Below are 24,116 nucleotides of genomic sequence, written 5' to 3' on the forward strand. Positions count from 1 at the left end.
TAATTAACGAGTAATATATGGCTAAAGACTTATACGCCAGTCTCGATCTCAATTTACTACGTACCTTCGTGATCCTTTCGCAAGAGCTTAATATGCGAAAAGCCTCTGAGCGACTTTTCGTTAGCCAGCCTGCAGTCAGCCAGGCATTACAAAAGTTACGTAATCATTTTGGCGATGATCTCTTTGTTAAAACCCGACACGGGCTTAAACCAACCTGTTTTGGGGAAGAGTTAGCCGCCAATATCAGCCCGTTAATGGATGAACTCTCTGGTACTTTAAATGCTAGCCATGCTTTCAACCCTGCAAAACTTGAAGGCACGCTTAAGCTGGCCATGTCACCCCACATCCTCACCTATATCTCAAGCTCATTGTTTCATAAAGTGCGCCAAGCTGCCCCGAATGTAAACCTACACCTATTAAATTGGTCACCAACATCGCTCGATGAACTCAATAAAGGTGATGTCACGCTTGGGATAAATTTCGAAATTCATCATGCGCCAAAAGAACTAATACAACAAAAACTAGCAGACGATACTTTTACGGTTTACGTCAGAAAAGATCATCCAATTCAAAAAGAAACCGTCACCCCTAATGATTTAGACGGGTATGAAGCGGCTAGCATTATCATATCTGACTGGAATTCTAATATTCCACATGTAGAGCGCATAATGAAGAGCTACAACCTGAATGTTAGGGTTGGGTTTCGCTCTGAACTACCAATGGCAATACTGGATATCATCAAACATACCAATATGTATTACCCAGCATCGTCTTACATTCGCAAAGAAGATCTAGAGCATATTAGAGGGATTAAAGTTAACGTAAACAACAGCCACATTGTTAGCCCAATCATCGCTTATTATCACCAAAAGAACCGCCGAAACCCAATGACGCAATGGCTCTTTACTCTCATTCAAGACTTATTGAACCAATAACCGTTAAGTACTAATACTTTAAGTCATAAGCATGAGTTATTAATGGATTAAGCACTCGTTATTTATTGTTTGTGAAATAAGCTGCTAATCTCTCCAACCATAAATCAGGAGAGGAATATTGTGATTAAACCCGATAAAAAAAGAGCGCACATAAGAATAAAAACAAGAGATATTTTAAAAAGAAATAAAAATAGTTTTCTCACACGCCACAAACTAGATCAGAACAAAAGTACGTTTATAAACAGCTAGTTGAAGTACAAATACAATTTAACATTTCCACTTTAAGTTATATCAATTTTATTTGTTAAATATAAATGTATATCTCGACTATCTCCCTATTAATGGTAAGTGAATTAATAATGGGTACACCTTTCATCACCAATAATAGTCAGAGGTGAAAGCAATTATTAGTTATCGGTACTCAAATATAAATCCGTAACCAGTGCACATGCTGCAAATGTAAACCTTAACCAGTTTGGTACTCGCGCCCCTGCTTTTCCTCTTCTTTCAGGGGCTTTTTTTAATCATTTTCAACTGAATGGTAATACACTTCATCACTTTCTACTTTACTATGATATGTTTATAGCGATCGTCTGATATTTAAGGTACTTATGATGGCGAAGGACTTATCTGCCAATCTCGATTTGAATCTTCTTAAAACGTTCTTGGTTATCGCTCAAGAGCAAAACCTACGTAAAGCGTCTGAACGTTTATTTGTTACTCAACCAGCAGTCAGTCACGCCCTTCAACGCCTGCGCCAGCACTTTGATGATGAACTGTTCACCAAAACGCGAGCCGGATTAAAACCAACCCCTTATGCCGAACAACTTTACCGAGAGTTATCCCCCGCACTAAATCAACTCTACAAGGCGGTAAATAGTCATCAAGAGTTTGCTCCCGAGCAAATCACAGGGAAAGTGCGTATTGCCCTTGCACCACAATTTCTTTATGCATTTGGCAGCCGTCTGTACCTCCTGATACAACAGCAAGCACCAAACTGCCAAGTAGAAATTATTGAGTGGACCTCGACCACCTTCTCCGGCCTGCTTAACGGCAATATTCAAATTGCACTCAATTATGATGTATCAACCACCAGTAAAGAATTTTGTCGTCGGGTGATCCCTGGCGATAAAGGCACGGTAATTGTGCGGCGGGATCACCCTTATAAAAAGCCAACAATCGGTGTTCTTGACGCAAAAGATGCCAGTTGGGCCTGTTTAATCGTGCCTGAACGTAACGAGCTAATAACGGATATTGAGCGTTACTATGAGCGCTTTAACCTAAAGCCCAACATCAGTTTTCGCTCGACCTCACCAGAGACCATATTACAAGTTATCCAACAAACCGATATGCTGTTCCCAACCCTTGATATTATGATCCCTGATGACCATCCCCTGTTTCGTAAAATTGAAGGAGATGTCGAAGATCACTACATAGACTTTCGCACCGTCTGTTTCTATCACCAAGCCAATAATCAAGACCCACTCACTCTTTGGCTTTTTGAGTTGGTAAAGTCATTATACCCACCTGATAATTCCGGCTAATTACATAAATCAATCAAACTAATTAGATTGTCAGCAAAGCAATATTTAGTATGTAACTCGCTGGCAGGGATAGCACGGCATTACTCAATGACACTATCTTTGCTGCGAGCCTAATAATGAAAAAATCAACCTTTGTTTTATCCCTCATTACTTTTTTTTCATCTTCCGCCTTTGCTAACAAACAAGGCTTTTATGTCGGCGCTGATATTGGCTCTAACTTTGTGGGGAGTATGTACCTCGATACAAATATTGGATTAACTGCGGGCTATGACTACCAAGTATCCCCCAAAGTTGTGGTCGGTATTGAAGGTGAATACCGAAACTTGGGCCAAGATAATGCGGCCGCCAGTGCAGGCAACACTCATCTGAGTGCAGATATCAAGGCTTCATCTTTTGGACTGAATATCAAACCTAAATATTACTTTAGCGATCAATTTTATGGCGCTCTTATCATCGGGTTACACCGCTATACCTATGAAGAGTATTGGAAAATTGGTAATACAGAATTCGGAGGGAAAGATAAAGATAACGCTTTCTTGTTCGGGACCGAAGCCGGCTATGAAATAAAGAACAACGTTATTCTCCGCACAGGCATCAAAGCCACAACCGCCGATCTCCTCGGTTATAAAACCGACTTAGGTACCGTCTATTTCGGTGTGGACTATAAATTCAACTAACCACCCACAATAATACACTGTGCAATAAATACCACTAATCAGTGAAATCAACCAAAGTAATTGGATAATGCACAGTGTTCATTTTAATATTCACCGCATAAAGTTGCCGCGACATCTGTGGCTGACAGTGCAAATTAACCAAATTCATCGGGTAAATTATGAAAAAGACAATCTTTGCTCTAACAATTGCTTCTCTACTATCAGCTCCAGCTCTAGCCTCAAAAGAAGGCTTTTACATCGGTGCCGACCTTGCTTCGAACAGCTTAGACAGTGACTCATTTGATACTGGTATTGGCTTGGTTGCTGGTTACGACTTTCAAGTTACACCGCAAATTGTAATCGGTGTTGAAGGTGAATACCGTAACTTTGGTAAAGATAAAGTATCAATCCCTAACTTTTTAGATGCTGAGTTAAAGGCACATTCATTTGGCATTAATGTAAAGCCAAAATACTACTTCAACAACAACTTCTATGCCGGTTTTCAACTTGGCCTGCATAGTGTTAAAGAAGAAGAAAAAGGAACTTGGTGGGACGGTGATACATACAAAGAATCAGATAGCGACACTGGCTTGTCTTACGGTGTAGAAGCGGGTTATGACTTCAATCGTAATGTTTCAATTAAAGGTGGTTACAAGGCTATCTCAGTGAAACCTCTCGGTGTGGACTCTGATTACGGTACGTTCTACATTGGTGCAAACTACAAGTTCTAAGTAAAAAGTACAATGGGCTGGCTACTGAGATTGAATCCTTCTCCTTAGTCGGCTCTACTCTTTTCCAATTGTATTGATGGCGACCCCTATGAAAAAGCCCCTATTAGCCTTGCTCATTACAGCGATGTTCCCCTTAAGTGCATCGGCGACACTCAATAAAAATACTTTCTATGTCGGCGGTGATCTGGGTTTTACTGATTATCGTGAAAAATCAACCCTTCCATTAACCTATGCGCTAGTTGCGGGGTATAACTTTACACTCAACAGTGATTTCAGTTTAGCTGTAGAGGTAGAAGGTAGAGAACTTGGCGACGGTGGACATTGGAGAGGCTGGGATAGAACCGAGTATACGACCACAGCCTACAGTGCTAGCCTTAAACCTAAATACCATTTTTATGTGCATGACCGCCCCGTTTATTTTGCAGCAAGCATTGGTGCACAACACATCAAAGAAAAAATAAAGCTTCCAGTCTATCCGTCAGGTAAAGTTGGTCTTAAAGACGAAGACACCACCATGGTTTCAGGACTAGAAATAGGCTCCATGTTAAATGAACATTTAACCATGACCGCGGCAATCAGATACAGTAAAGCCGATTTGTTCAATGAAGATAGGCGCTTTCTTACTTACACCTACGGCATTCACCTAAACTTCTAATATCAATATTTAAGCCGCCTGAATACGCACGCCTCAGGCGGTTTCCCACTACTTTAAAATATTCACCAGCTCTTCTTGGCTGGTATGGCGAATATCTTTACCTTTCACAAAATAAATAATGTATTCGCAGATATTCTGACAGCGGTCACCCACTCGTTCAATCGAACGTGCCGACCACATCACTTGCAAAACATTCGGAATAGAACGTGGATCTTCCATCATATAAGTCATCAACTGGCGGATGATCGCTTCATATTCACGGTCAATCCGGTCATCTTCCTTATACACTTCGATAGCCGCTTTAACATCCATTCGCGCAAAGGCATCAAGCACTTCATGTAACATTCGTACAGCATGTTGACCAAGCGCCTCAAGTGAGACTAATAGGTTATATTGCTTATTGGTAAAATTCTCGAGTGCTACTTTAGCAATACTTTCGGCAACATCACCAATACGCTCAAGATCAGTGATGGTTTTAATAATCGCGATCACCAAACGCAAATCACTAGCTGTTGGCTGGCGTTTAGCAATAATCCGCGTACATGCTTCATCAATCGCAACTTCCATCGCGTTCACTTTGTGATCATCTTTAATCACTCTGCGCGCCAATTCGGCATCTTGCTGATGCATGGCTTTAAGCGAATCAGCCAACTGTTGTTCGACTAAGCCGCCCATCGCTAAAACATGGGTGCGAATGCTTTCCAACTCTGCATTAAACTGGCCGGAAATATGTCGACCCAAACTAAGATTATCCAACATAATTTCTCTCCTTAACCGTATCGGCCAGTTATGTAATCTTCGGTACGCTTTTCTTTTGGTGTGGTAAAGATGTCATTGGTACTGGTGTACTCTACCAGCTCTCCCATATGCATAAAGGCAGTATTATCTGACACACGAGCCGCCTGCTGCATATTATGGGTAACGATGATCACCGTATATTTGTTTTTAAGATCGTTAATCAACTCTTCGATGGTCAAGGTTGAAATCGGATCAAGTGCCGAGGTCGGTTCATCAAGCAATAACACTTCCGGCTCTATCGCAATTGCTCGAGCGATCACCAAACGTTGCTGCTGACCACCAGACAAGCCAAATGCATTTTCATGGAGTCGATCTTTCACCTCATCCCACAGTGCGGCACCGCGTAATGAGTTTTCAACCGCATCATCCAGCACACGTCTGTCTTTTATACCTTGCAGCCGTAAACCGTAAATCACATTTTCATAAATGGATTTAGGAAAAGGGTTTGGCCGCTGAAACACCATTCCGACACGTCGGCGTAATGACGCTACATCGACTTTACTGCCATAGATATTTTGCCCATGGAGGATGATTTCACCGTCGACACGGCACCCTTCAACCAGCTCATTCATCCGGTTAATACAGCGGAGTAGCGTTGATTTACCACAGCCAGAAGGACCAATGAAAGACGTTACCTGTCCTTTTGCAACACGCATGTTGATATTAAACAACGCTTGATGCTGTCCATAGTGAAGGTCTAGCCCTTTAATCGTAAGCGCGGTTTTATCCTCGGGCAAAACAGACAAATCAATCGGCTCAAACAAGCCTATCGGGGAGTTGATTGAAAACATAATCTCGTTATTGCTCCAAAGAACGGAATTTCTCACGCAAGTGGTTACGGATCCCGATAGCAGTTAAATTTAACCCAACAATCACCGTCACCAACAAAAACGACGTGGCGTATACAAGTGGACGTGCGGCTTCTACGTTAGGACTTTGAAAGCCGACATCATATATATGATAACCAAGATGCATGAATTTACGATCTAAATGCAAGTAAGGAAAATGGCTATCAATGGGTAATGAAGGTGCCATTTTAACCACCCCGACAAGCATTAATGGCGCAACCTCACCGGCAGCACGGGCAACAGCAAGGATTAACCCGGTCATAATAGCAGGGCTTGCCATCGGTAATACAATACGCCATAGCGTTTCTGCTTGAGTCGCCCCTAATGCCAATGAGCCGTGGCGTACTGAACTCGGAATACGTGCTAAACCTTCTTCTGTCGAGACAATCACCACAGGCAGAGTAAGAATGGCTAAGGTCAATGCCGACCACAAGATACCAGGGGTACCAAATGTTGGTGCCGGCAGTTGATCAGAGAAAAAGATATCATCGATCGTTCCCCCCACCATATAAACAAAGAAACCTAGGCCAAATACACCGTAAACAATTGAAGGAACGCCAGCAAGATTAATAACAGCAACTCGGATCAATTTAGTGACGATATTTTTCCCCGCGTACTCATGGAGATAAATGGCTGCCATGACACCTAATGGTGTCACGATCACGCTCATCAATAACACCATAAAGACCGTACCGAATATCGCAGGAAATACGCCACCTTCAGTATTTGCCTCTCGAGGATCCTCACTGACAAACTTACCCAGTTGTTTTAACCAATGACCAAATTTACCGCTAAAAGTCAGCTCATTTGGGTGCCAGAGATCAAGAACTTGTCCCATCGAGATTTCAACTTCAACACCCGACATTTCGCGGACAGTCAAAATATCAGTATCAAGCTGTCGATGAAGCGATTGCAGCTGCTCTGCAACCAACTCAAACTGCGCTTCCAGAGTCGCTTTTTGGGTATTAATCACCGTATCATCAGGAGTATGAAGACTCTCTCGACGCAACTGCTCGATTTGGCGATTGATGCTTGCTAGCTCAGTATTCTCGATAACTCGGATCTGATCTCGAATAGCCTCAGCCGCCGCTAAACTATCAGGAAGTGCCTCTAGCGGGAGCGCTTTTCCGTTATCGGTGAGGTGGACAGGAAACCCATAAAAGCGGCCATTTTTAAGCCGTTCAATCACCATAACACCCTGGGCTAGTGACTGATTTTCAATATACGGTTCTAGAAATGTGACGAAATCGCTGCCAGCCATTTCACGGTTACCAGTCTTCACCATGTAACGCAGTACATTCTGCTCACCAAACCCAGATGTATCAATACCAGCATCAGCAAGCTGCTCGACAGGGACAACTTTACGGCCATAAATTTCGCCTATGACCACAGAAGTATTGGCACCCTGCTTAATATCAAACTGATACACAGGCGCTGGCCAGAAATAGCTCAGCCCTTTCCAGCCAATTAATAGCAATAACCCTAAAACCGCTACAAGGCTTAAACTAACGGCTCCGCCCGTTAGCCAAATCCAAGGAGAGCCGGATCTAAACCAATTACCCATGGTATAAATTATTCATGCAATTTAGCTCTTATCAGTTCATACAACTCGGTTATAGCGAGCTGTATTTATCTCGCAAACGCTGACGAACAAGCTCTGCGATCGTATTAAAGAAGAAAGTGAAAACAAACAAAACAAAGGCGGCAAGGAACATGACACGGTAATGTGAACTATTCACTTCGCTCTCAGGCATCTCGATGGCGATTGTCGCAGAAAGCGTGCGCATCCCCTCAAGAATATTCCAATCCATAATTGGGGTGTTACCTGTCGCCATCAAGACAATCATGGTTTCGCCAACCGCTCGGCCTAAACCCATCATGATAGCTGAGAATATACCGGGACTTGCTGTCAACAACACAACCTTGGTTAATGTTTGCCAGTGGGTTGCCCCCAGCGCTAACGAACCGCTGGTTAAGTGCCCTGGAACCGAAAAGATAGCATCTTCAGCAATGGAGAATATCGTGGGAATAACGGCAAAGCCCATCGCGATGCCAACCACCAGCGTATTGCGCTGATCGTAACCAATACCCCATTCATTAGTCAGGTAAACCCGCACATCGCCGGCAAATAGCCAGCCCTCCATAAACGAACTGACTGCGAAACAAGCATACCCAATAAATACAATCACGGGCATTAATAATAAAATATGAAAACCATTAGGAATACGATGCCGCCAACGACCCGGAAGTAACGACCACCCAACCCCCGCCAGCACAATGCTAATCGGTAACGCGACAATCAGCAGCATGATCCCTGCTAAATTATTTTCGACAATGGGGGCAAGCCAAATACCCGCAAGAAAGCCCAAAATAACCGTCGGTAAAGCTTCCATTAATTCGACTGTAGGCTTAACAACATTGCGCATTTTCGACGACATAAAATAGGCGGTATATATCGCACCGGCCAATGCCATTGGTACGGCAAACAACATCGCATAAAACGCAGCTTTAAAGGTACCGAAGACTATCGGCACTAAACTTAGCTTCGGCTCAAACTCATCGCTGGCCGAGGTTGATTGCCATACATAATCAGGTTCTGGATACCCTTCATACCAAATTTTTTGCCACAGCGAGGCGAACCCTATTTCTGGGTGTTTATTTTCAACACCATAAACCTGCCAACGATTGCCAGATACCGTAAGCAATTGATTTGCGCGAGGAGAGATAACTAATCGCTCAGGCAAATCACCAATAAAGGGAGTATCGTTATAAATCGCCCCGTTAACGGTGGTGTAGAAAGCGGATAATTGACCATCTTGCTGAAGGGCAAAAAAGCCCTTACGCGTATACTCGGGGACAACGGAATGAATCTCGGAATCAGATACCTTGAAGTCACGAGTACGAGTCAATACTCGCTTCCCCTCGTTCAACACTTCAAACCACTGAGATAGACTATTATCACTATTGCTGATCAGTAATGAATGGGCGCCAGACAGTAACACCAGTTGCTCAGGTACACTATTGCCATTGCTAACATCAACGACATCTCGGATATATCCTGAGTCGTGTTCAAGTGCAATAACATAGATCAACTGGCCAGACAGTGCGTAAGCTGTACGAGTGTCAGGGGTAATTGCCAATGCATTGATTAAATCAGGCAAACCTACCACTTCAAATGACGCAGATTGCCAACCGTCACTTGGTTCAAAGGCCGAACTTTGCTGATTTAAAAGGCGAACCCTGACACGCTGATCAGCGGTTACACCGATTATTGCAGCTTGGCTGCTGTTTACCGTAACAGCAAGTTTAATGATTGGCTGACCATTAGGGTCAAGCTGAATGGGATCGCGACCAAGCGGGTAATTAAATGCCACCTGATTATCACGCCCATTGATAAAACGCGGCGCTTCAGGCTTAACGACTTGAACGCTTCCTTTTTCTCCACCAACAGCAAATATTGCCTGGGTTGGAAGCGTTGCCGCAACAACTGTCGTGTTATCAAGCAGCGTTAGCTGTTCGACGATTTTCGGCGCTGAAGGTGATGTTTTATTCAATGATTCAGCACCAAGCTGAATAACACTTAATACACCATTACCAGAGAGGCGATAAATAGCGTCGTTATGATCACTGATAGAAACAGCCTGCGTTTTATCAGTAAACGACGTTTCGAAAGACTGTTGCTCAGTGACTTTTACACTCGAGAAAATAGGAAAAATGACATAAAGCAAATAGAAAAAGATGAGGACAAGAGTAATAAGCACAAAGATGCCACCCGCTGTTACGCCATAGCGGACAAACTTATCTTTTACCTTACGGCCAGGATTTTCACCCATTAAAAATGCACCGGCCTTCGCCATTATTACCTCAATAAATTTACACGTTTACCAATGATATCGCCCTTCTATTACAATTATATGACAGTCATTCACGAACAACCATTCGCTTATTCATTAGTCGTTGAAATAATTATGTAATAAATCAATTCAGCTAAATATAACTGTCATAAATGTCCTGTACTTTCTCGATCGTGACATCACATCGTACCCATATCTCGGAATGTTCGCTTGTGACTAGACAGGAAATGCACATCATCACATAATAATAATGCTGAAAATTTAAGCATAAGGATATGATTATGAAGCACCTCATTTTGACAGTTATTGGTAAAGATCGCGTTGGCCTTGTTGAAACCCTTTCCGATACGGTTTACCAAAACAATGGTAACTGGCTATCAAGCAGCTTAAGTAAGCTCGCGGGTCAGTTTGCAGGAATAATCCAACTCGAAGTCGCCGACCAATATATTACGGTGCTTAGCCAAGCATTAAACAATATTGACGGCTTGCAAGTACAGATTGTGGAAGATGAAAGCAAAACACTGGCTTCTTCTGTCCTGCACCACTTACTTGTCACGGGCAATGACCGAGTCGGTATCGTGAAAGATGTCACCACGACACTTAATCGTCTGGGAATCAATATCAACAAGCTCAAAACCGAAACTCACAGCGCGCCAAACTGGGGATACCCTATTTTCACCGCTGAGTTTGAATTAGAGCTACCTGTAGAAGTAAGTATTGATACCGTCCAAGAGACCCTTGAACGTATTGCCGATGATCTCACTGTTGATATAGATAATAACGAATAGCGTTATTTTACTCAGGCCACTGCTTCTTACAGGATAACAATGAGCAACGAACCTCTCTATATCGATAAAGAACTAAGCTGGCTTTCATTTAATGAGCGCGTTTTACAGGAGGCTGCAGATAAATCTGTGCCTCTGATTGAACGCGTCCGTTTTTTAGGCATTTACTCGAGTAATACTGATGAGTTTTATAAAGTGCGTTTTGCCGATATAAAACGCCGGATCATCATTGATGAGGAGCAAGGCAGAAATGAAGAAGCCAAGCACCTACTGAGCAAAATACAGAGCCGGGTACTAAAGCTCAATCAAGACTTTGATACGCTTTATAATGAAATACTGCTAGAAATGGCACGCCGCCATATTTTTCTGGTTAACGAACAACAGCTAGATGACCACCAGCAGCAATGGTTACGCAAACACTTTCGCAATACCATTTTGCCGCATATTAATCCTATTTTACTTAATGACGACATCGAACTACTACAGTTTCTAAAAGATGAATACTCCTACCTTGCAATAGAAATGCAGCAAGGTGACAGTAAGCGCTATGCACTGATTGAAATCCCAACCGATCAATTACCGCGTTTTATTCAGCTGCCAGAAGCAAAAGGAAAACGACGTAAAACATTAATTTTACTCGATAACATTATCCGATTTTGCCTCGATGATATATTCAGTGGGTTCTTTGAATACGATAGCCTTGCGGCCTATTCGATGAAGATGACCCGAGATGCCGAATACGATCTTAGCCTAGAAGTTGAACACAGCTTACTGGAACAAATGTCTGAAGGCCTTAACCAACGCCTTACGGCAATGCCTGTACGTTTTGTCTACCAGCGTGATATGCCAAGCGATATGATCGATGTGCTATGCTCCCTGCTAAAGGTCTCGAACTATGACAGTATTATTCCGGGTGGGCGCTATCATAATTTTGTCGACTTCATTGGTTTCCCCAATGTTGGTCGTAACTACTTAGAAAACAAGCCACTCCCCCCTATTAACAGCTACCAGTTCATCAGTGCGCGCAATGCATTTGAAGCAATAAAAGCCCAAGATATTTTACTGTATTACCCTTATCACACCTTTAATCATATGACGGAGCTTGTTCGCCAAGCCGCTTATGATCCCAAGGTGCGCAGCATCAAAATTAATATCTATCGCGTTGCTAAAAAATCACGGATTATCGAGTCGATGATCGATGCGGCCAATAACGGTAAAAGTGTCACTGTGGTTGTCGAGCTCCAAGCTCGATTTGATGAAGAAGCGAATATCGAGTGGGCACGGCGTTTAACTGACGCGGGTGTATATGTTGTCTTCGGCGTTCCGGGACTGAAAATTCACTCTAAGCTATGCTTAATTACCCGAAGAGAAGGCGATGAACTCGTCAGGTATGCTCACCTTGGTACAGGTAATTTCCATGAGAAAACCGCCCGTATCTATACCGATTTCTCCTTAATGACCTGTAATAAGGCGATCACTGACGAAGTGAGAATGGTCTTCAACTACATTCAAAATCCATATCGTCCAGTTAAATTTAAAGAGCTTATTGTCTCACCACGCAATTCACGCTCACGCCTTTATGATCTCATTGACCGTGAAATTGCCCATGCCAAGCAAAAACTGCCCGCAGGTATTACACTAAAGGTTAACAACTTAGTTGATAAAGGTTTGATTAACCTGCTTTATCAAGCCAGTAGCGCAGGGGTGACTATCAAACTTATTGTTCGTGGTATGTGTACCCTCATTCCCGGCATTAAAGGGATCAGCGAAAACATTACCGCGATCAGTATCGTTGATCGTTTCCTTGAACACCCTCGGGTGGTTGTATTTGAAAATAACGGCGATCCTGATGTCTATATTTCATCCGCTGACTGGATGACACGTAACATTGATAATCGTATCGAAGTAGGCTGTCCGATCCACGACCCTACGCTCAAGAAAAAGATCATTGATATTCTCAATATCCAATTCTCGGATACGGTAAAAGCACGGATCATCGACAAAAAGATGACGAACGAGTATGTGCCACGAGGCAACAAACGTAAAATTCGCTCACAAATTGCGATTTACGATTACCTTAAGCACTCTGAAAAGCAGCTAAAGAAGCAAGCCGAAAAGAGCGAAAAGAGCGAATGACAGAACAACCTCGACCTCGTGAGATAGCCGCCATTGATATGGGCTCCAACAGCTTCCATATGGTTGTGGCGCGCATCGTTGGTCAAAGCTTACAAATTATAAGCCGCCATAAACAACGGGTTCATCTTGCTTCAGGGCTTGATGAGCATCACAACCTTGACCAAGCAGCCATTCAACGTGGCTTAAATTGCTTAGCAATGTTTGCTGAACGCCTTCAAGGTTTTGAGCCTGAGAATATCCGCATTGCCGCCACTTACACCTTACGCCAATCACAAAATGCCGCGGTATTTTTAAAGCGAGCGGAAAGTGTTCTCCCCTATCCCATAGAGATCATCCCTGGCACAGAAGAAGCTCGATTGATCTACTTAGGTGTTGCGCATACCCAACCAGAAACAGGTAAAAAGCTGGTTGTTGATATTGGAGGAGGAAGTACCGAGCTTGTCATTGGCGAAGGCTTCTCGACTAAGCTCGCCTACAGTAAACACATGGGGTGTGTTAGCTATAATAAATACTTTTTCCCTAAGGGGAAAATTTCAAGTAAAAACATGGCATCAGCACAACTGGCGGCTGAACAAAAGCTCGAAAGTATTGCGACAAAGTACCGTAATAAAGGCTGGCAAACAGCAATCGGCTCTTCCGGTACCATCAAAGCCATTAAGGAGGTTTTGAGTGGCAGAGGGCATACCGATGGCGTGATCACCCTTAAAAGATTAGAACAGCTAAGTGACGATATCCTCAACGTAAAAAATGCCGACGACCTCGACTTTGTTGGCCTGAGTGAGGATCGCAAATCCGTCTTCGCGGCTGGTGTCGCAATTTTGATTGCGGTGTTTAAGTCCCTCAGCATCGACGAAATGATTTTCTCTGATGGTGCTCTACGTGAAGGCCTGCTTTATGAAATGGAAGAGCGTTTTCGCCACAGTGATATTCGCTCTCGCACTGCGACCGCCATGGCAAGCCAATACAATGTCGATATAGATCAAGCGAACCGAGTAAAAGAAACGGCAGAGCAGCTGTATAATCAAGTCGAACCACAGCCGGGCATGACAAAGGCAGAGCTTGCGACATTACTCTGCTGGGGGGCACTGCTGCATGAAGCAGGACTCAGTATCAGCTATCCAGGCTTCCACCGCCACTCCGCTTATTTACTCAGGTACAGCACCATGCCGGGCTTTAACCTCGAACAGCAAACTGTTCTGGCGACACTTGTGCGGTTTCAGCGCAAAAGCCTAAAGCTTGAGGAGATGCCAGAATTGAGCATCTACAAGCGCAAGCACTTGTACCCACTGATCCGCACGTTACGGCTAGCCGTCGCCTTAAATGGCCAACGTAGTGAAGAACCTTTACCAAACATCGTGGTTGCAGCCGATAAAGAAGAATGGCAACTATCATTACCGAACGGCTGGGAAAAAAATAACCGACTGCTTGCTGCGGACTTACGGCAAGAACAAGAGTATTGGCGTAAAACAGGCTGGAAGCTCACTCTCAACGAAGATTGAACTCAAATCAATACAAGCTATAAATAATAAAAGCGGGCTAACCATCCGGCTAAGCCCGCTTTTTATGACTGATTCATTGCGCTTTTCAACTATAGCCCGAGTTGGGTCAAAATAGCTTCCGCGGTTCCAGCCGGCAGTGGCACATACCCGTCCTTTTCAACGATATCTTGACCGTCATGGGACAATATAAAACGGATAAATTCCGCTTCAAGTGGCGGTAAAGGTCTACCCGGTTGTTTATTAATATAAACGTATAAGTACCTTGCTAAGGGATAGCGACCACTCACCGCGTTATCAAGGGTTGCTTCAACGTAGTCATCCCCTTCTCTCGCAATAGGTAACGCGCGTATCCCCGTTGTTTTATAACCCACACCTGAATAGCCTATTGAGTTTAACGAGCTTGCGACCGACTGCACAACAGACGCCGAGCCAGGCTGTTCATTCACATTATTACGAAAATCACCCAAACACAGAGCTTGCTGCTTAAAGTACCCATAAGTACCTGAAACAGAATTGCGACCAAAAAGCTGGATATCCCGTGCCGCCCAGTTACTGGTTAACCCTAGCTGCCCCCAACGCGTTATTGGCTGCGTTCCACCACAGCGCAGAGTACGTGAATAAATCGCATCAATCTGTTCGAAGTTCAATCCCTCTAGTGGATTATCTTCATGAACAAACACCGCTAACGCATCAATGGCAACACGTATTTCAGTTGGCATATAACCATACTCACGCTCAAACGCTTCAATCTCTTTCGACTTCATTCTTCGGCTCATCGGGCCAAATTGAGCCGTTGCCTCCACTAGCGCGGTTGGTGCGGTGGATGAACCCGCAGCCTGAACCTGAATATTAACACTGGGGTAGTAACGCTTAAATTCTTCCGACCAATAAGTCATTAAGTTAGCGAAGGTATCAGAGCCAACCGAGGATAAATTACCTGATACGCCACTGACTTTTTGATATTCGGGTAGGGTGTTCGTTGGGCTCGCATTGGCATAAGAACTCACCATCAAAAGCACCAATGAACTCCAGACAGAAAAGGCTTTTAAATACTTGTGAGTTATTGCGGACAAAGACCGTCCCAATGATTGATTTTTCAGGGTTCTCATTAGTCCAGTATTACTCCCGATAAAAACAACAAAAGCGGTCATAAAGACCGCTGGGTATGTTCATCTTCAAATTTTACATGGGTTAAGCACAATATGCATACCCGCTATGTATTAAGCCGCTGCTTCCGCAATAAGGCGCTGAGGCAGAGTAAAGGCAAACGTACTGCCCTCACCAACTTCACTCTCAATTTCAAGCTGAGAGTCATGGTGACTTAATGCATGTTTCACAATAGCCAAACCAAGGCCACTGCCTCCCGTCTCTCGCGAGCGCGCTTTATCAACCCGATAAAAACGCTCAGTCAGACGATGAATATGCTGAGGCTCAATCCCTTCACCACTATCCGTGACTTCTAAACGAGGTCCCGTAGGAGACAAGAACCAATGCACTTTTACCTCGGCATGGCTCGGCGTATGCTTCACCGCATTATAAACCAAGTTTGAGATCGCGCTGCGTAGTTGATCTTCATCACCAAGCACTTTTAATGCGCTATCAACCTCAAAGGTAAACACATGTTCATTGCTGCCACTTAACGACACAGCTTCTTTTTCTAAGACATCGAGCATCGAAGGCACATCGATGATCTCTTCTAATTCAATATTCGGCGCAGCTTCGATTTTAGACAGCGTTAGTAATTGTTCCACCAGCGAGTTCATTCTCACTAATTGCTCGGTCATTACCCCATGTGCTTTATCCCACATAGGACCAATTAGCATTTCAGGATCTCTCGACATCTCGAGGTAACCTTGCAGCACTGTCATCGGGGTACGCAGTTCATGGGACACATTCGCGAAAAAGTTACGGCGCATGCCTTCAAGCTGTTTAACCTGAGACACATCACGCACCACCATCAGGTATTCCCCTTCGGTGTAATGCATAATACGCAACTCTAACGTACGATCGTAATTGAGCGGTGAAGTAATTTCCAGCGGTATATCGAATGCTTGCTTTGCTAAATAACGTACAAAATCGGGGCTACGCAGTAAATTACTGATTGGCTGGCCGGCATCATCAGGCCAACGGAAACCGAGTAGATGCTGAGCTAGCTTGTTACACCAAACAATATTCCCTTCGCTACGAAAGACAACGACCGCATCAGGAAGGGATTCTGCACCGTTACGGAAACGGCGGATCAAGGTGGCTAGCTCTTTACGGCGACGTCGGTTGCGCTGCTGTAAACGGTAGATACCGTTGAATAAGGGTTCCCAGCTGCCAGAGCCGGAAGGCGGAGTTAAGCTGCGCTCTTTCCACAGCCAATCAGACATTTTCAATTGATTGTGGAAATGCCAAATTAACTGGATCCAAGTCGCCACCAGCAAAAACCAAGGCATATAGCCAAAAATTAAGCCAAGTGCGACCCATGGCAAGTAGAAAAACATCAGTTCCCAAACTAATTTTTTCCACGATAGCCGTTCTACCATGCTTTACTCCGTTACAGCGACGTTTTAGGTTCTGCTGTATTTACTGCCTTAATCAACTTTCTCTTTGCATTACATGCGGGTAGAGAATCGATAACCCGCGCCACGAACGGTTTGAACCAATTTATCGTGACCGTCTGTTTCCAATGCCTTACGCAAGCGACGAATGTGAACATCAACCGTACGATCTTCCACGTACACATTGGTGCCCCAAACATTATTTAACAGCTGCTCACGACTGTATACACGCTCTTGGTGCGTCATGAAAAAGTGCAGCATTTTGAACTCTGTCGGTCCCATATCAAGTGGTGAATCATTTGATGTCACACGATGAGAAACAGGATCAAGCTTTAGGCCTTGTACATCAATCACATCATCAAGTGATGTTGGAGATACACGACGCATAACCGCTTTCAAACGCGCCATTAGCTCTTTCGGTGAAAATGGCTTGGTGATGTAGTCATCTGCGCCCACTTCCAAACCACGTACCTTGTCTTCTTCCTCACCGCGGGCGGTAAGCATAACAACAGGGATCTGGCGGGTCATTTCATCACGTTTAAGGTGCTTGATCAGGTTAATGCCTGAACCACCTGGCAACATCCAGTCGAGCAAAATAAGTTCTGGATATGGTTCGCAAAGCTTCTCGAGTGCCGCGTCATAATCCTCAGCCTCAACTGCTTGATATCCTTTTTGTTCTAGTACAAAACAAAGCATCTCGCGGATCGGAGCTTCATCTTCCACAACAAGAATCCGTCTTACCATAATCTTTTCTACCTATTAATTGCTGTCTTTCGAGCGCCATTATGTGTGTTAAGTATGACACTTTTGTGACTTAACCAGAGAAAAACGTAACCTTATGTATATCATTTTGTAATGCGACTAGTCTCACATGCTATTCATATAGACATTTTACTCTGATCAAACAGTTATATATCTAAAACAAACACCTAGCCTTTCACAGTGATATGGCTGCGACCGCCTCCCTGCGCTTCTACAGCAACTTGCACGCCGATCCTTTCAACCAATGTACCGACATGGGATATCACCCCGATCTGACGACCATCGGCTTGCAATGCATCCAAACAAGCCAATGCCATTTCTAAACTATCGGGATCGAGCGTGCCAAAGCCTTCATCAATAAATAATGATCCAAGCTGGCGGGTATCTGCAGCCAATGACGCTAAGGCTAAGGCCAAAGCCAATGATACCAAGAAACTTTCGCCACCAGACAAAGATTCAACACTACGGACTTCATCCCCCATATCATGATCGATAACCTGCAATGCAAGCGGGCTGTTTGGTACTGGTTGAAGGGCATAGCGAGGCGCTAAATCTTGCAAATGCTGATTAGCTAAAACCACCAACTGTTGTAGCGTTAGGCCTTGAGCAAGGGTGCGAAATTTATTACCTGTTGCAGAGCCTATCAACTCACTCATTTGCAGCCACAACTCTGTCGTTGCTTGCTGCTCTTTTAATTGCTCAGTCAATGCCCCTGATTGTAATTCGGCTTGCTCGGCAAGCGCCAAGCGTTGGCGCCCTTGGAATATTTGTTCATCCAACTCAGCTTTGCTGGCCAGCCAAGATGAAACAATTGGCGTGTCTTCCATTTGTTCAAATGAAATCTCGTGCTCAGAGAGCCATTGCTTCGCCAGAAGAATGATAGGTTGGTGATCAACAACAGCTTGCTGGCGTTCGTCCAACACCGTATTCGCCGCAGACACAGCTTGTTCAAGCAGTTTCAACGCTTCACGTTCTTGCGCCAGCCAATCATCGCCTTTACTCAATAATGCCACTAGCTCTTCATTCGCTAAGCTGAACTTTTCTAACCATTTATTCCAGTTGTTTTGCAGTACATCAAGCGACTGTTGAGCGTCTCTTTGTTGCCGCTGAACACTGCCCACAGATGCTTCAGCAGCGGCCATTGCCTCACCCGACTGGCGCTGACGCACTTGTGCTTGTTCTAATACGGCTTGATGATCGTGCAATGCTTGCTTATGTTGCGATTCCAGCTCGGATAATTGCTGCTCACCCACCAGTGCAACACGTTGTTGCCACAGCTGCTCTATCTCTTGTTTTAAAGAGCTGATGATATTGTCGATCTCTGTCCCGCGCTGCTCAGTATTACGTAATGCTGTTTGCGCCTCAGCAAGCTCTGGAGTCAATACGGCTAATTGCTTTTCTATATCGGTTAGCAACGTCTGGTTTGTCAGGTATCGCTGTACATCAGTGTGCAGTTGAGTAAAAAACGCTTCTTCACCTTGCTGTTTTAACTGCGCTAACCATTGTTCATTACCATATTGATCATTACCATACTGTTCATTCAACGCCTGCTCGCGCTCAGCCAATATCGAAGATTGCGTAGCCTGCTGTTGCTCGATGGATTGCTGACGCGATTGCCACTGTGTGAACTGTTGTGCTAAAGCATGTTGCTGCTCTGTCTGCTTATTAATTGCTTGTTGAACGTGCTGCCACTCAACCTCAAGCTGGCGGCCTTGCTTTATTTGTTGCTGGCGATGCTCACCAGATTGTTGTAATTGTTTTAATAGCGCGTCAGTTTGCATGACGTGTTGCTGCCATATCGCCATCAACGACGCTAATGTTTCAGAATTAGCCCCTGCAGATAACACGCTTTCATCTTGAGCATGCAATCCATCAAATACTGCTGAGTACTGCTCAAATAACTGGGTAATTTGTACTTTCAGTGATTGTTTATCGGTTTCGAGAGCAGCAATACGTTGTTGCTCAGTAATGCACTGCTGACCCAAATGGCTCACTTCATTTTCCGCGGCTTGCCATTGTTTCGTTAGCTCCGTTAAACGAGTTTGCTGAGTCTGGATCAATCCTTCAGCAATAGGGTTGTCTGTCGCATAAGGGTGATCATAGGAACCGCACAACGGGCAGGCTTCGTCTGTTTTTAACTCTGCGCGGTAATCATCTAACTGCATGACAGCACGGCTTTGCTGCAACAACGACTCCACTTCTTTATGTTGCACCGATAAAGTCACAATCTGTGGCTTTAATACATCGATGCGTTGGCCTGCCGCTTTAAGTTGTGTCGTTGAGTGCAGCCATTCTGTCTCGGTTTTATCGTATTGGCGCAGTAACGACTGCCACTCCTTTACCCCAGACAAACCTTGGAGTAGCTGTTCACGCCACTGCTGTTTTTCAGCATATTGCGCTCGTTCTTGCTGTTGAAGTGCTTCTAACTCATCAAAATCAAATGCCTGCTTCTGGTTTTCATACCCGTTTTTTTGGGCATTCAAATCTTGTATCTGCAGCTCAAGCGCACTTTGTCGTGCCGCGTGATCGTTAAGATCATGCGCGATCTGTTGGAACTCTTTACGCAAACCGCTATTAGTGCGATGAGCGGCTAAATACTGCTTCACATTGTCTTCTACTGACGATGCTTGCTCGGCAATTCTCTTGAAGCCCTGTTTCTCTACAAAGTACTGCTCCAACTCACTATGCTGCTGCGCCAAGCTTTGCTGTTTCTGTTTCAAGCTCGTGGCTTGCTGCATCTGCGTTTGCTGCATTTGGCTATGCTGTTGGCGTTGGGCCTCTTGCGGCTGCAACTGCTCACGTAGACCCGCAATTTTTAAATCCCATTTCGCAGCTTCTTTTAATGTCGGCTCAACCTGTTGCCACTGAAGTTCCACCTTCTTAAGCGCTGCCATTGCGGCATCCACTTGTTGATCACTAACTTGGTGAAGCTCAGTTTCACGTTTTAAGCTTGTCTGAGCGGCTGCCAAGGCGTCTGCTACTTTAGTAACTTGCGCCTGAGCTTGCTGTAATAGCGAAAAGTCACGCTGTGCCGGTTGAACTTGTTCAAGTAAGGTGAGCTGGGCATAACGTGGAGCCGCTGCTTCCTTATCTTCTTCAGCCTGTTTTAACTGCTTTTGCACCTGACTAACACGTTCAGCCAATTGCGCATCAATTTTCAACGCCTGCTGATGTTGCTTGAAAGCTTGTAGCTGCGTATCTAATTGCTCAACTTGCTGCTTGAGTGAGTCAACCTGTGTGGCTAATTGTTGCTTGTCTTCCTCTGACAGCAGTGCAATATCACCGAGCTTCTCTTGCAGCTGCTCAAGTTGCTGCTTTTCTGCTCGTGCACGTTCGTAGGCTGCAATCGATAAGCGACCATAAATCTCCCCGCCAGTCATACGTTCAAGTAGTGCGGCTCGCTCATCTGCCCCAGCTTTAAGGAAGGCAGCGAACTCCCCTTGCGGTAGCATCACTGCGCGACGAAATTGATCAAAAGACAAACCAATCAAGCGTTCCATTTCCACTTGTAGCTCTTGTTTTTTACCGGCAAAACGTTGATTGGTTTCAAGGTTCTCTAGCCATTGCTCAGACGCTTGGATCCGCCCTTCGGCTTTCCCCCTCGCGCGTCGTACATGCCAATGCGCACGCCAGTGACTGCCGTCATTGGCAACAAAATCAACTTCGGCATAACCTTCGGCCTTGCCACGCGATAAAATACTACGCACATCATTGGCTTTAATACGGCTACTATCATCATCACGCCCAATCTCTGCATCGTTTTTTTTATTCGACTGCAACCGAGGGATTCGATCATATAAGGCGAGACATATCGCATCGAGTAAGGTTGATTTACCTGCCCCGGTTTTACCTGTGATAGCAAATAAACCAGCATCACCTAAACGCCCACCAGCAAAATCAATCTCAAACGGTTGCTGTAAGCTAGCCAAGTTCTGGCCTCTTAACGCGATAATTTTCATCGTTATTATTCTCTTTTATATGGACGCGGTAATTACTGGTTATTGCTGTCTTCTTCAAGTTGCACAAGCAAACTTTCAAATGCATCGGCCATTCCTGCTTCTGGCTCGCCGCTGTATTTTTGCGCCCAGCTAAGCTGAAAGACTTGCTGTGGTGACACATCAGACAATCGCTTCTCACCTAAAGACTGTTGCTGTGCCTGCGGCGGATAATGCGGGGTTATTTTAGCCAAACGAACGGCTTTACCTTCTAGCGCTTCAAGCACTTTTTCTCGCAATAGCGCCTGTGGCTTATCAAGCAGCACATGGACTTCCAAAAAGGGCTGTGACTCTCGGGGGAAGTCCTCGACAGACAATGCGGTCAATTCTTCAAGTACTTGCTCGAGTGGTGCAGGAGAGGCGGGCACTTTGAGCATATCGACCACTCTTGGCACCAAAGTTGGCTCGATAGATGAAATGGCTTGCCCTTCCAATTGAACAATGACCACTTGATGCTTATAACGTCGTTCCGACATCGACAACGGCAACGGTGAACCGCTATAGCGAATATGTTCTTTCTTGGTAACCATCTGAGGCAAATGCAAATGACCAAGAGCCACGTAACTCATATCATCAGCAAAAATCGTTGCGGGCAAAGCGTGTTGATTACCACCAAGTACGCGGCGCTCCGACATTTCTGACAACTTGCCAGAAGCCATATACGCATGCCCCATACCAATGAGTGCTTGATCTTCTTGCTGGCGTTCACGCGCGGCTGCGGTCATTTCACCGTACAGGGTTTCTACACCTTTGATCAGGCGATCGTCATCATCATTCAGTTCATCTGTACGTAAGTCAGCACTGCGCAAGAAAGGTACAGCCAATACCCAAGCCGTTTGCTTCCCCGAGCTGTCGCTTAACGGTACCAGCATACGGTCAGTATCTAAGCTGCCATCTTGATGGCGGTGAATACCGCCGACCATATGCAGATCAAACGCTTTTAGCAGCTCGTGCGGCGCATCAAGCTTACTCGGAGAATCATGGTTTCCACCAACCATAACCACATTAAGTTGCGGCATCGTTTTCGCCAAGCGCGCCATGAAGCGGTACAGCATCCGCCATGCACTCGCAGGAGGATTGGCAGTATCAAAAATATCCCCAGCCACCAACAAAGCATCGGCCTGCTGTTGTTCTAGCGTATCAGCGAGCCAGTCCAAAAAACACTGGTGCTCATAATCACGGTTATAGCCATGGAGTTGATGACCAAGGTGCCAATCGGAGGTATGGAGAATTTTCATGACGAATATATCGACCTAATAAGGAAAACTAAGCTGATTGTACCGTAATTTTTCATCCCTCAAAGCCACGCCAAACAGAAAACTTAAGACAAACCCTAGCCAATGCAATAAGATTGACAGCCAAATGCACAACCAAGGATCTGTAACAGCCATGATGTGGTTTAAAAACGTACTTACCTATCGCTTCAGCCGCGAGATCGACCTCAATCCTGACCAACTGGAAAAGCAGCTAGAAGAGTTTCGCTTTACTCCGTGTGGCAGTCAGGATCAGCAGAAATTTGGTTGGGTACATGCGCTAGGTAAACACGGCGATATGTTCACCCATGTTATTGGTGACAATATCCTGATCTGTGCGCGTAAAGAAGAAAAAATGCTGCCAGCCTCAGTGATCAAAGAGTCACTGAATGAGAAGGTTGAAGCACAAGAGCTGGAGCATGGCCGCAAGCTGAAAAAGAGCGAGAAAGACACCATCAAAGATGAAATCGTGATGGATCTACTTCCGCGCGCATTCAGCCGTAAGAGCCAAACCTACGCGCTGATCATGCCAAAAGAAGGCTATGTCCTTGTCGATGCGGGTAGCTTCAAGAAAGCAGAAGATATGCTAGCACTGCTACGTAAATCTATCGGTAGCCTACCTGTTATTCCGGTTACACCAGAAAAACCGGCTGAACTGACCATGACAGAGTGGGTTCGCTCGAACACTTCACCAAGCGGTTTCACTATTGGCGAAGAAGCTGAACTGAAAGCTATTCTTGAAGATGGCGGCGTGATCCGCTGTAAGCAACAAGATTTATCTTGTGATGAAATTCTTGCTCATATCGAAGCGGATAAGCTCGTTACCAAGCTGGCAATCAACTGGCAAGATCGCATTGATTTCGTCTTGGCCGATGACTTATCAATCAAGCGTCTGAAGTTTTCAGATGAGCTGAGAGATCAAAACGAAGACATCGACCGTGAAGAAATGGCAGCACGCATTGATGCCGACTTATCTTTAATGGCAGGTGAATTCTCGGCTTTCTTACCGAACTTATTCGAAGTACTTGGCGGCCTAGAAGCTAAAGCTTAACCCAAGCTTATTCCTTCAGCCCATTAAATAGCGAGAAACAGAAGCTCTACGCATTCTGTTTCTCGCTTTTT

Annotated in this window: 18 protein-coding genes; 9 read left to right on the forward strand and 9 right to left on the reverse strand. The window is 44.8% G+C overall.

The annotated features are described in order from the left end of the window. Window positions 1-17: 17 nt before the first annotated feature. The 5 genes from L4D78_RS04770 (at window position 18) to L4D78_RS04790 (ending at window position 4,521) form a co-directional block, all read left to right on the forward strand. Window positions 18-935 (forward strand): LysR family transcriptional regulator, encoded by a 918-nt coding sequence (locus tag L4D78_RS04770; RefSeq protein WP_428465873.1) that lies wholly within the window; start codon window positions 18-20, stop codon window positions 933-935. A 614-nt stretch (window positions 936-1,549) separates the two neighbouring features. After that, on the forward strand, window positions 1,550-2,479 hold the full coding sequence (locus L4D78_RS04775) for a LysR family transcriptional regulator (protein ID WP_428465874.1): 930 nt from the start codon (window positions 1,550-1,552) through the stop codon (window positions 2,477-2,479). A gap of 116 nt (window positions 2,480-2,595) precedes the next feature. Then, a complete protein-coding gene (locus L4D78_RS04780) occupies window positions 2,596-3,156 on the forward strand; it encodes an outer membrane beta-barrel protein (protein WP_428465875.1) in 561 nt (186 codons plus the stop codon). 158 nt (window positions 3,157-3,314) lie between these two features. Next, entirely contained in the window at window positions 3,315-3,866 is a 552-nt protein-coding gene (locus L4D78_RS04785) for a porin family protein (RefSeq protein ID WP_428465876.1), read from the forward strand. An 88-nt stretch (window positions 3,867-3,954) separates the two neighbouring features. Then, the gene (locus L4D78_RS04790) at window positions 3,955-4,521 is read left to right on the forward strand and encodes an outer membrane beta-barrel protein (protein WP_428465877.1); all 567 of its coding nucleotides are present in this window, start codon (window positions 3,955-3,957) and stop codon (window positions 4,519-4,521) included. A 48-nt stretch (window positions 4,522-4,569) separates the two neighbouring features. Here the strand turns inward: L4D78_RS04790 and phoU are convergent, their stop codons facing one another. Genes phoU through L4D78_RS04810 form a run of 4 tightly spaced genes read right to left on the reverse strand, consistent with a single transcriptional unit; the run spans window position 4,570 to window position 10,024 of the window. Next, window positions 4,570-5,280 (reverse strand): phosphate signaling complex protein PhoU, encoded by a 711-nt coding sequence (phoU, locus tag L4D78_RS04795; RefSeq protein WP_428455932.1) that lies wholly within the window; start codon window positions 5,278-5,280, stop codon window positions 4,570-4,572. 11 nt (window positions 5,281-5,291) lie between these two features. Then, window positions 5,292-6,110, reverse strand: coding sequence for a phosphate ABC transporter ATP-binding protein PstB (gene pstB / locus L4D78_RS04800; RefSeq protein ID WP_428465878.1), 819 nt, complete (start codon window positions 6,108-6,110; stop codon window positions 5,292-5,294). Window positions 6,111-6,117: 7 nt separating this feature from the next. Beyond that, window positions 6,118-7,731, reverse strand: a complete 1,614-nt coding sequence (pstA, locus tag L4D78_RS04805; protein WP_428465879.1) for a phosphate ABC transporter permease PstA — start codon at window positions 7,729-7,731, stop codon at window positions 6,118-6,120. 49 nt (window positions 7,732-7,780) lie between these two features. Continuing rightward, entirely contained in the window at window positions 7,781-10,024 is a 2,244-nt protein-coding gene (locus L4D78_RS04810; protein WP_428465880.1) for an ABC transporter permease subunit, read from the reverse strand. Window positions 10,025-10,302: 278 nt separating this feature from the next. Here L4D78_RS04810 and L4D78_RS04815 point away from each other — a divergent pair, with 278 nt between their 5' ends. The 3 genes from L4D78_RS04815 to ppx are packed head-to-tail and all read left to right on the forward strand — an operon-like array spanning window position 10,303 to window position 14,441. Continuing rightward, a complete protein-coding gene (locus L4D78_RS04815; protein ID WP_428465881.1) occupies window positions 10,303-10,809 on the forward strand; it encodes a glycine cleavage system transcriptional repressor in 507 nt (168 codons plus the stop codon). Window positions 10,810-10,848: 39 nt separating this feature from the next. Further along, window positions 10,849-12,942: a polyphosphate kinase 1 gene (gene ppk1, locus L4D78_RS04820; protein ID WP_428465882.1), complete on the forward strand. Its 2,094-nt coding sequence runs from the start codon at window positions 10,849-10,851 to the stop codon at window positions 12,940-12,942. Continuing rightward, entirely contained in the window at window positions 12,939-14,441 is a 1,503-nt protein-coding gene (ppx, locus tag L4D78_RS04825; protein WP_428465883.1) for an exopolyphosphatase, read from the forward strand. The genes ppk1 and ppx overlap by 4 nt, the downstream gene beginning before the upstream one ends. A gap of 89 nt (window positions 14,442-14,530) precedes the next feature. On the opposite strand, the gene L4D78_RS04830 is transcribed toward ppx, so the two are convergent. The 5 genes from L4D78_RS04830 to L4D78_RS04850 all read right to left on the reverse strand — a co-directional run bounded on the left by L4D78_RS04830 (window position 14,531) and on the right by L4D78_RS04850 (window position 22,979). Further along, on the reverse strand, window positions 14,531-15,514 hold the full coding sequence (locus L4D78_RS04830) for a PstS family phosphate ABC transporter substrate-binding protein (RefSeq protein ID WP_428465884.1): 984 nt from the start codon (window positions 15,512-15,514) through the stop codon (window positions 14,531-14,533). A gap of 147 nt (window positions 15,515-15,661) precedes the next feature. Next, window positions 15,662-16,969: a phosphate regulon sensor histidine kinase PhoR gene (phoR, locus tag L4D78_RS04835; protein ID WP_428465885.1), complete on the reverse strand. Its 1,308-nt coding sequence runs from the start codon at window positions 16,967-16,969 to the stop codon at window positions 15,662-15,664. A 69-nt stretch (window positions 16,970-17,038) separates the two neighbouring features. Further along, entirely contained in the window at window positions 17,039-17,728 is a 690-nt protein-coding gene (gene phoB, locus L4D78_RS04840) for a phosphate regulon transcriptional regulator PhoB (RefSeq protein ID WP_428455923.1), read from the reverse strand. A gap of 185 nt (window positions 17,729-17,913) precedes the next feature. Next, window positions 17,914-21,705 (reverse strand): AAA family ATPase, encoded by a 3,792-nt coding sequence (locus L4D78_RS04845; RefSeq protein WP_428465886.1) that lies wholly within the window; start codon window positions 21,703-21,705, stop codon window positions 17,914-17,916. Window positions 21,706-21,737: 32 nt separating this feature from the next. Further along, on the reverse strand, window positions 21,738-22,979 hold the full coding sequence (locus tag L4D78_RS04850; protein ID WP_428465887.1) for an exonuclease SbcCD subunit D C-terminal domain-containing protein: 1,242 nt from the start codon (window positions 22,977-22,979) through the stop codon (window positions 21,738-21,740). Window positions 22,980-23,133: 154 nt separating this feature from the next. On the opposite strand from L4D78_RS04850, the gene rdgC reads away from it, so the two are divergent. Then, a complete protein-coding gene (gene rdgC, locus L4D78_RS04855; protein WP_428456134.1) occupies window positions 23,134-24,045 on the forward strand; it encodes a recombination-associated protein RdgC in 912 nt (303 codons plus the stop codon). The last annotated feature ends 71 nt before the right edge of the window (window positions 24,046-24,116 follow it).

Source organism: Photobacterium minamisatsumaniensis, assembly GCF_050336695.1.
Classification (GTDB): Bacteria; Pseudomonadota; Gammaproteobacteria; order Enterobacterales; family Vibrionaceae; genus Photobacterium; species Photobacterium minamisatsumaniensis.

Excerpts from the sequence above, each read along its gene's own strand:
- L4D78_RS04770 (WP_428465873.1), top strand. The coding sequence starts at position 18 with ATGGCTAAAGACTTATACGCCAGTCTCGATCTCAATTTACTACGTACC.
- L4D78_RS04775 (WP_428465874.1), top strand. The coding sequence starts at position 1,550 with ATGGCGAAGGACTTATCTGCCAATCTCGATTTGAATCTTCTTAAAACG.
- L4D78_RS04780 (WP_428465875.1), top strand. The coding sequence starts at position 2,596 with ATGAAAAAATCAACCTTTGTTTTATCCCTCATTACTTTTTTTTCATCT.
- L4D78_RS04785 (WP_428465876.1), top strand. The coding sequence starts at position 3,315 with ATGAAAAAGACAATCTTTGCTCTAACAATTGCTTCTCTACTATCAGCT.
- L4D78_RS04790 (WP_428465877.1), top strand. The coding sequence starts at position 3,955 with ATGAAAAAGCCCCTATTAGCCTTGCTCATTACAGCGATGTTCCCCTTA.
- phoU (WP_428455932.1), bottom strand. The coding sequence starts at position 5,280 with ATGTTGGATAATCTTAGTTTGGGTCGACATATTTCCGGCCAGTTTAAT.
- pstB (WP_428465878.1), bottom strand. The coding sequence starts at position 6,110 with ATGTTTTCAATCAACTCCCCGATAGGCTTGTTTGAGCCGATTGATTTG.
- pstA (WP_428465879.1), bottom strand. The coding sequence starts at position 7,731 with ATGGGTAATTGGTTTAGATCCGGCTCTCCTTGGATTTGGCTAACGGGC.
- L4D78_RS04810 (WP_428465880.1), bottom strand. The coding sequence starts at position 10,024 with ATGGCGAAGGCCGGTGCATTTTTAATGGGTGAAAATCCTGGCCGTAAG.
- L4D78_RS04815 (WP_428465881.1), top strand. The coding sequence starts at position 10,303 with ATGAAGCACCTCATTTTGACAGTTATTGGTAAAGATCGCGTTGGCCTT.
- ppk1 (WP_428465882.1), top strand. The coding sequence starts at position 10,849 with ATGAGCAACGAACCTCTCTATATCGATAAAGAACTAAGCTGGCTTTCA.
- ppx (WP_428465883.1), top strand. The coding sequence starts at position 12,939 with ATGACAGAACAACCTCGACCTCGTGAGATAGCCGCCATTGATATGGGC.
- phoR (WP_428465885.1), bottom strand. The coding sequence starts at position 16,969 with ATGGTAGAACGGCTATCGTGGAAAAAATTAGTTTGGGAACTGATGTTT.
- phoB (WP_428455923.1), bottom strand. The coding sequence starts at position 17,728 with ATGGTAAGACGGATTCTTGTTGTGGAAGATGAAGCTCCGATCCGCGAG.
- L4D78_RS04845 (WP_428465886.1), bottom strand. The coding sequence starts at position 21,705 with ATGAAAATTATCGCGTTAAGAGGCCAGAACTTGGCTAGCTTACAGCAA.
- L4D78_RS04850 (WP_428465887.1), bottom strand. The coding sequence starts at position 22,979 with ATGAAAATTCTCCATACCTCCGATTGGCACCTTGGTCATCAACTCCAT.
- rdgC (WP_428456134.1), top strand. The coding sequence starts at position 23,134 with ATGTGGTTTAAAAACGTACTTACCTATCGCTTCAGCCGCGAGATCGAC.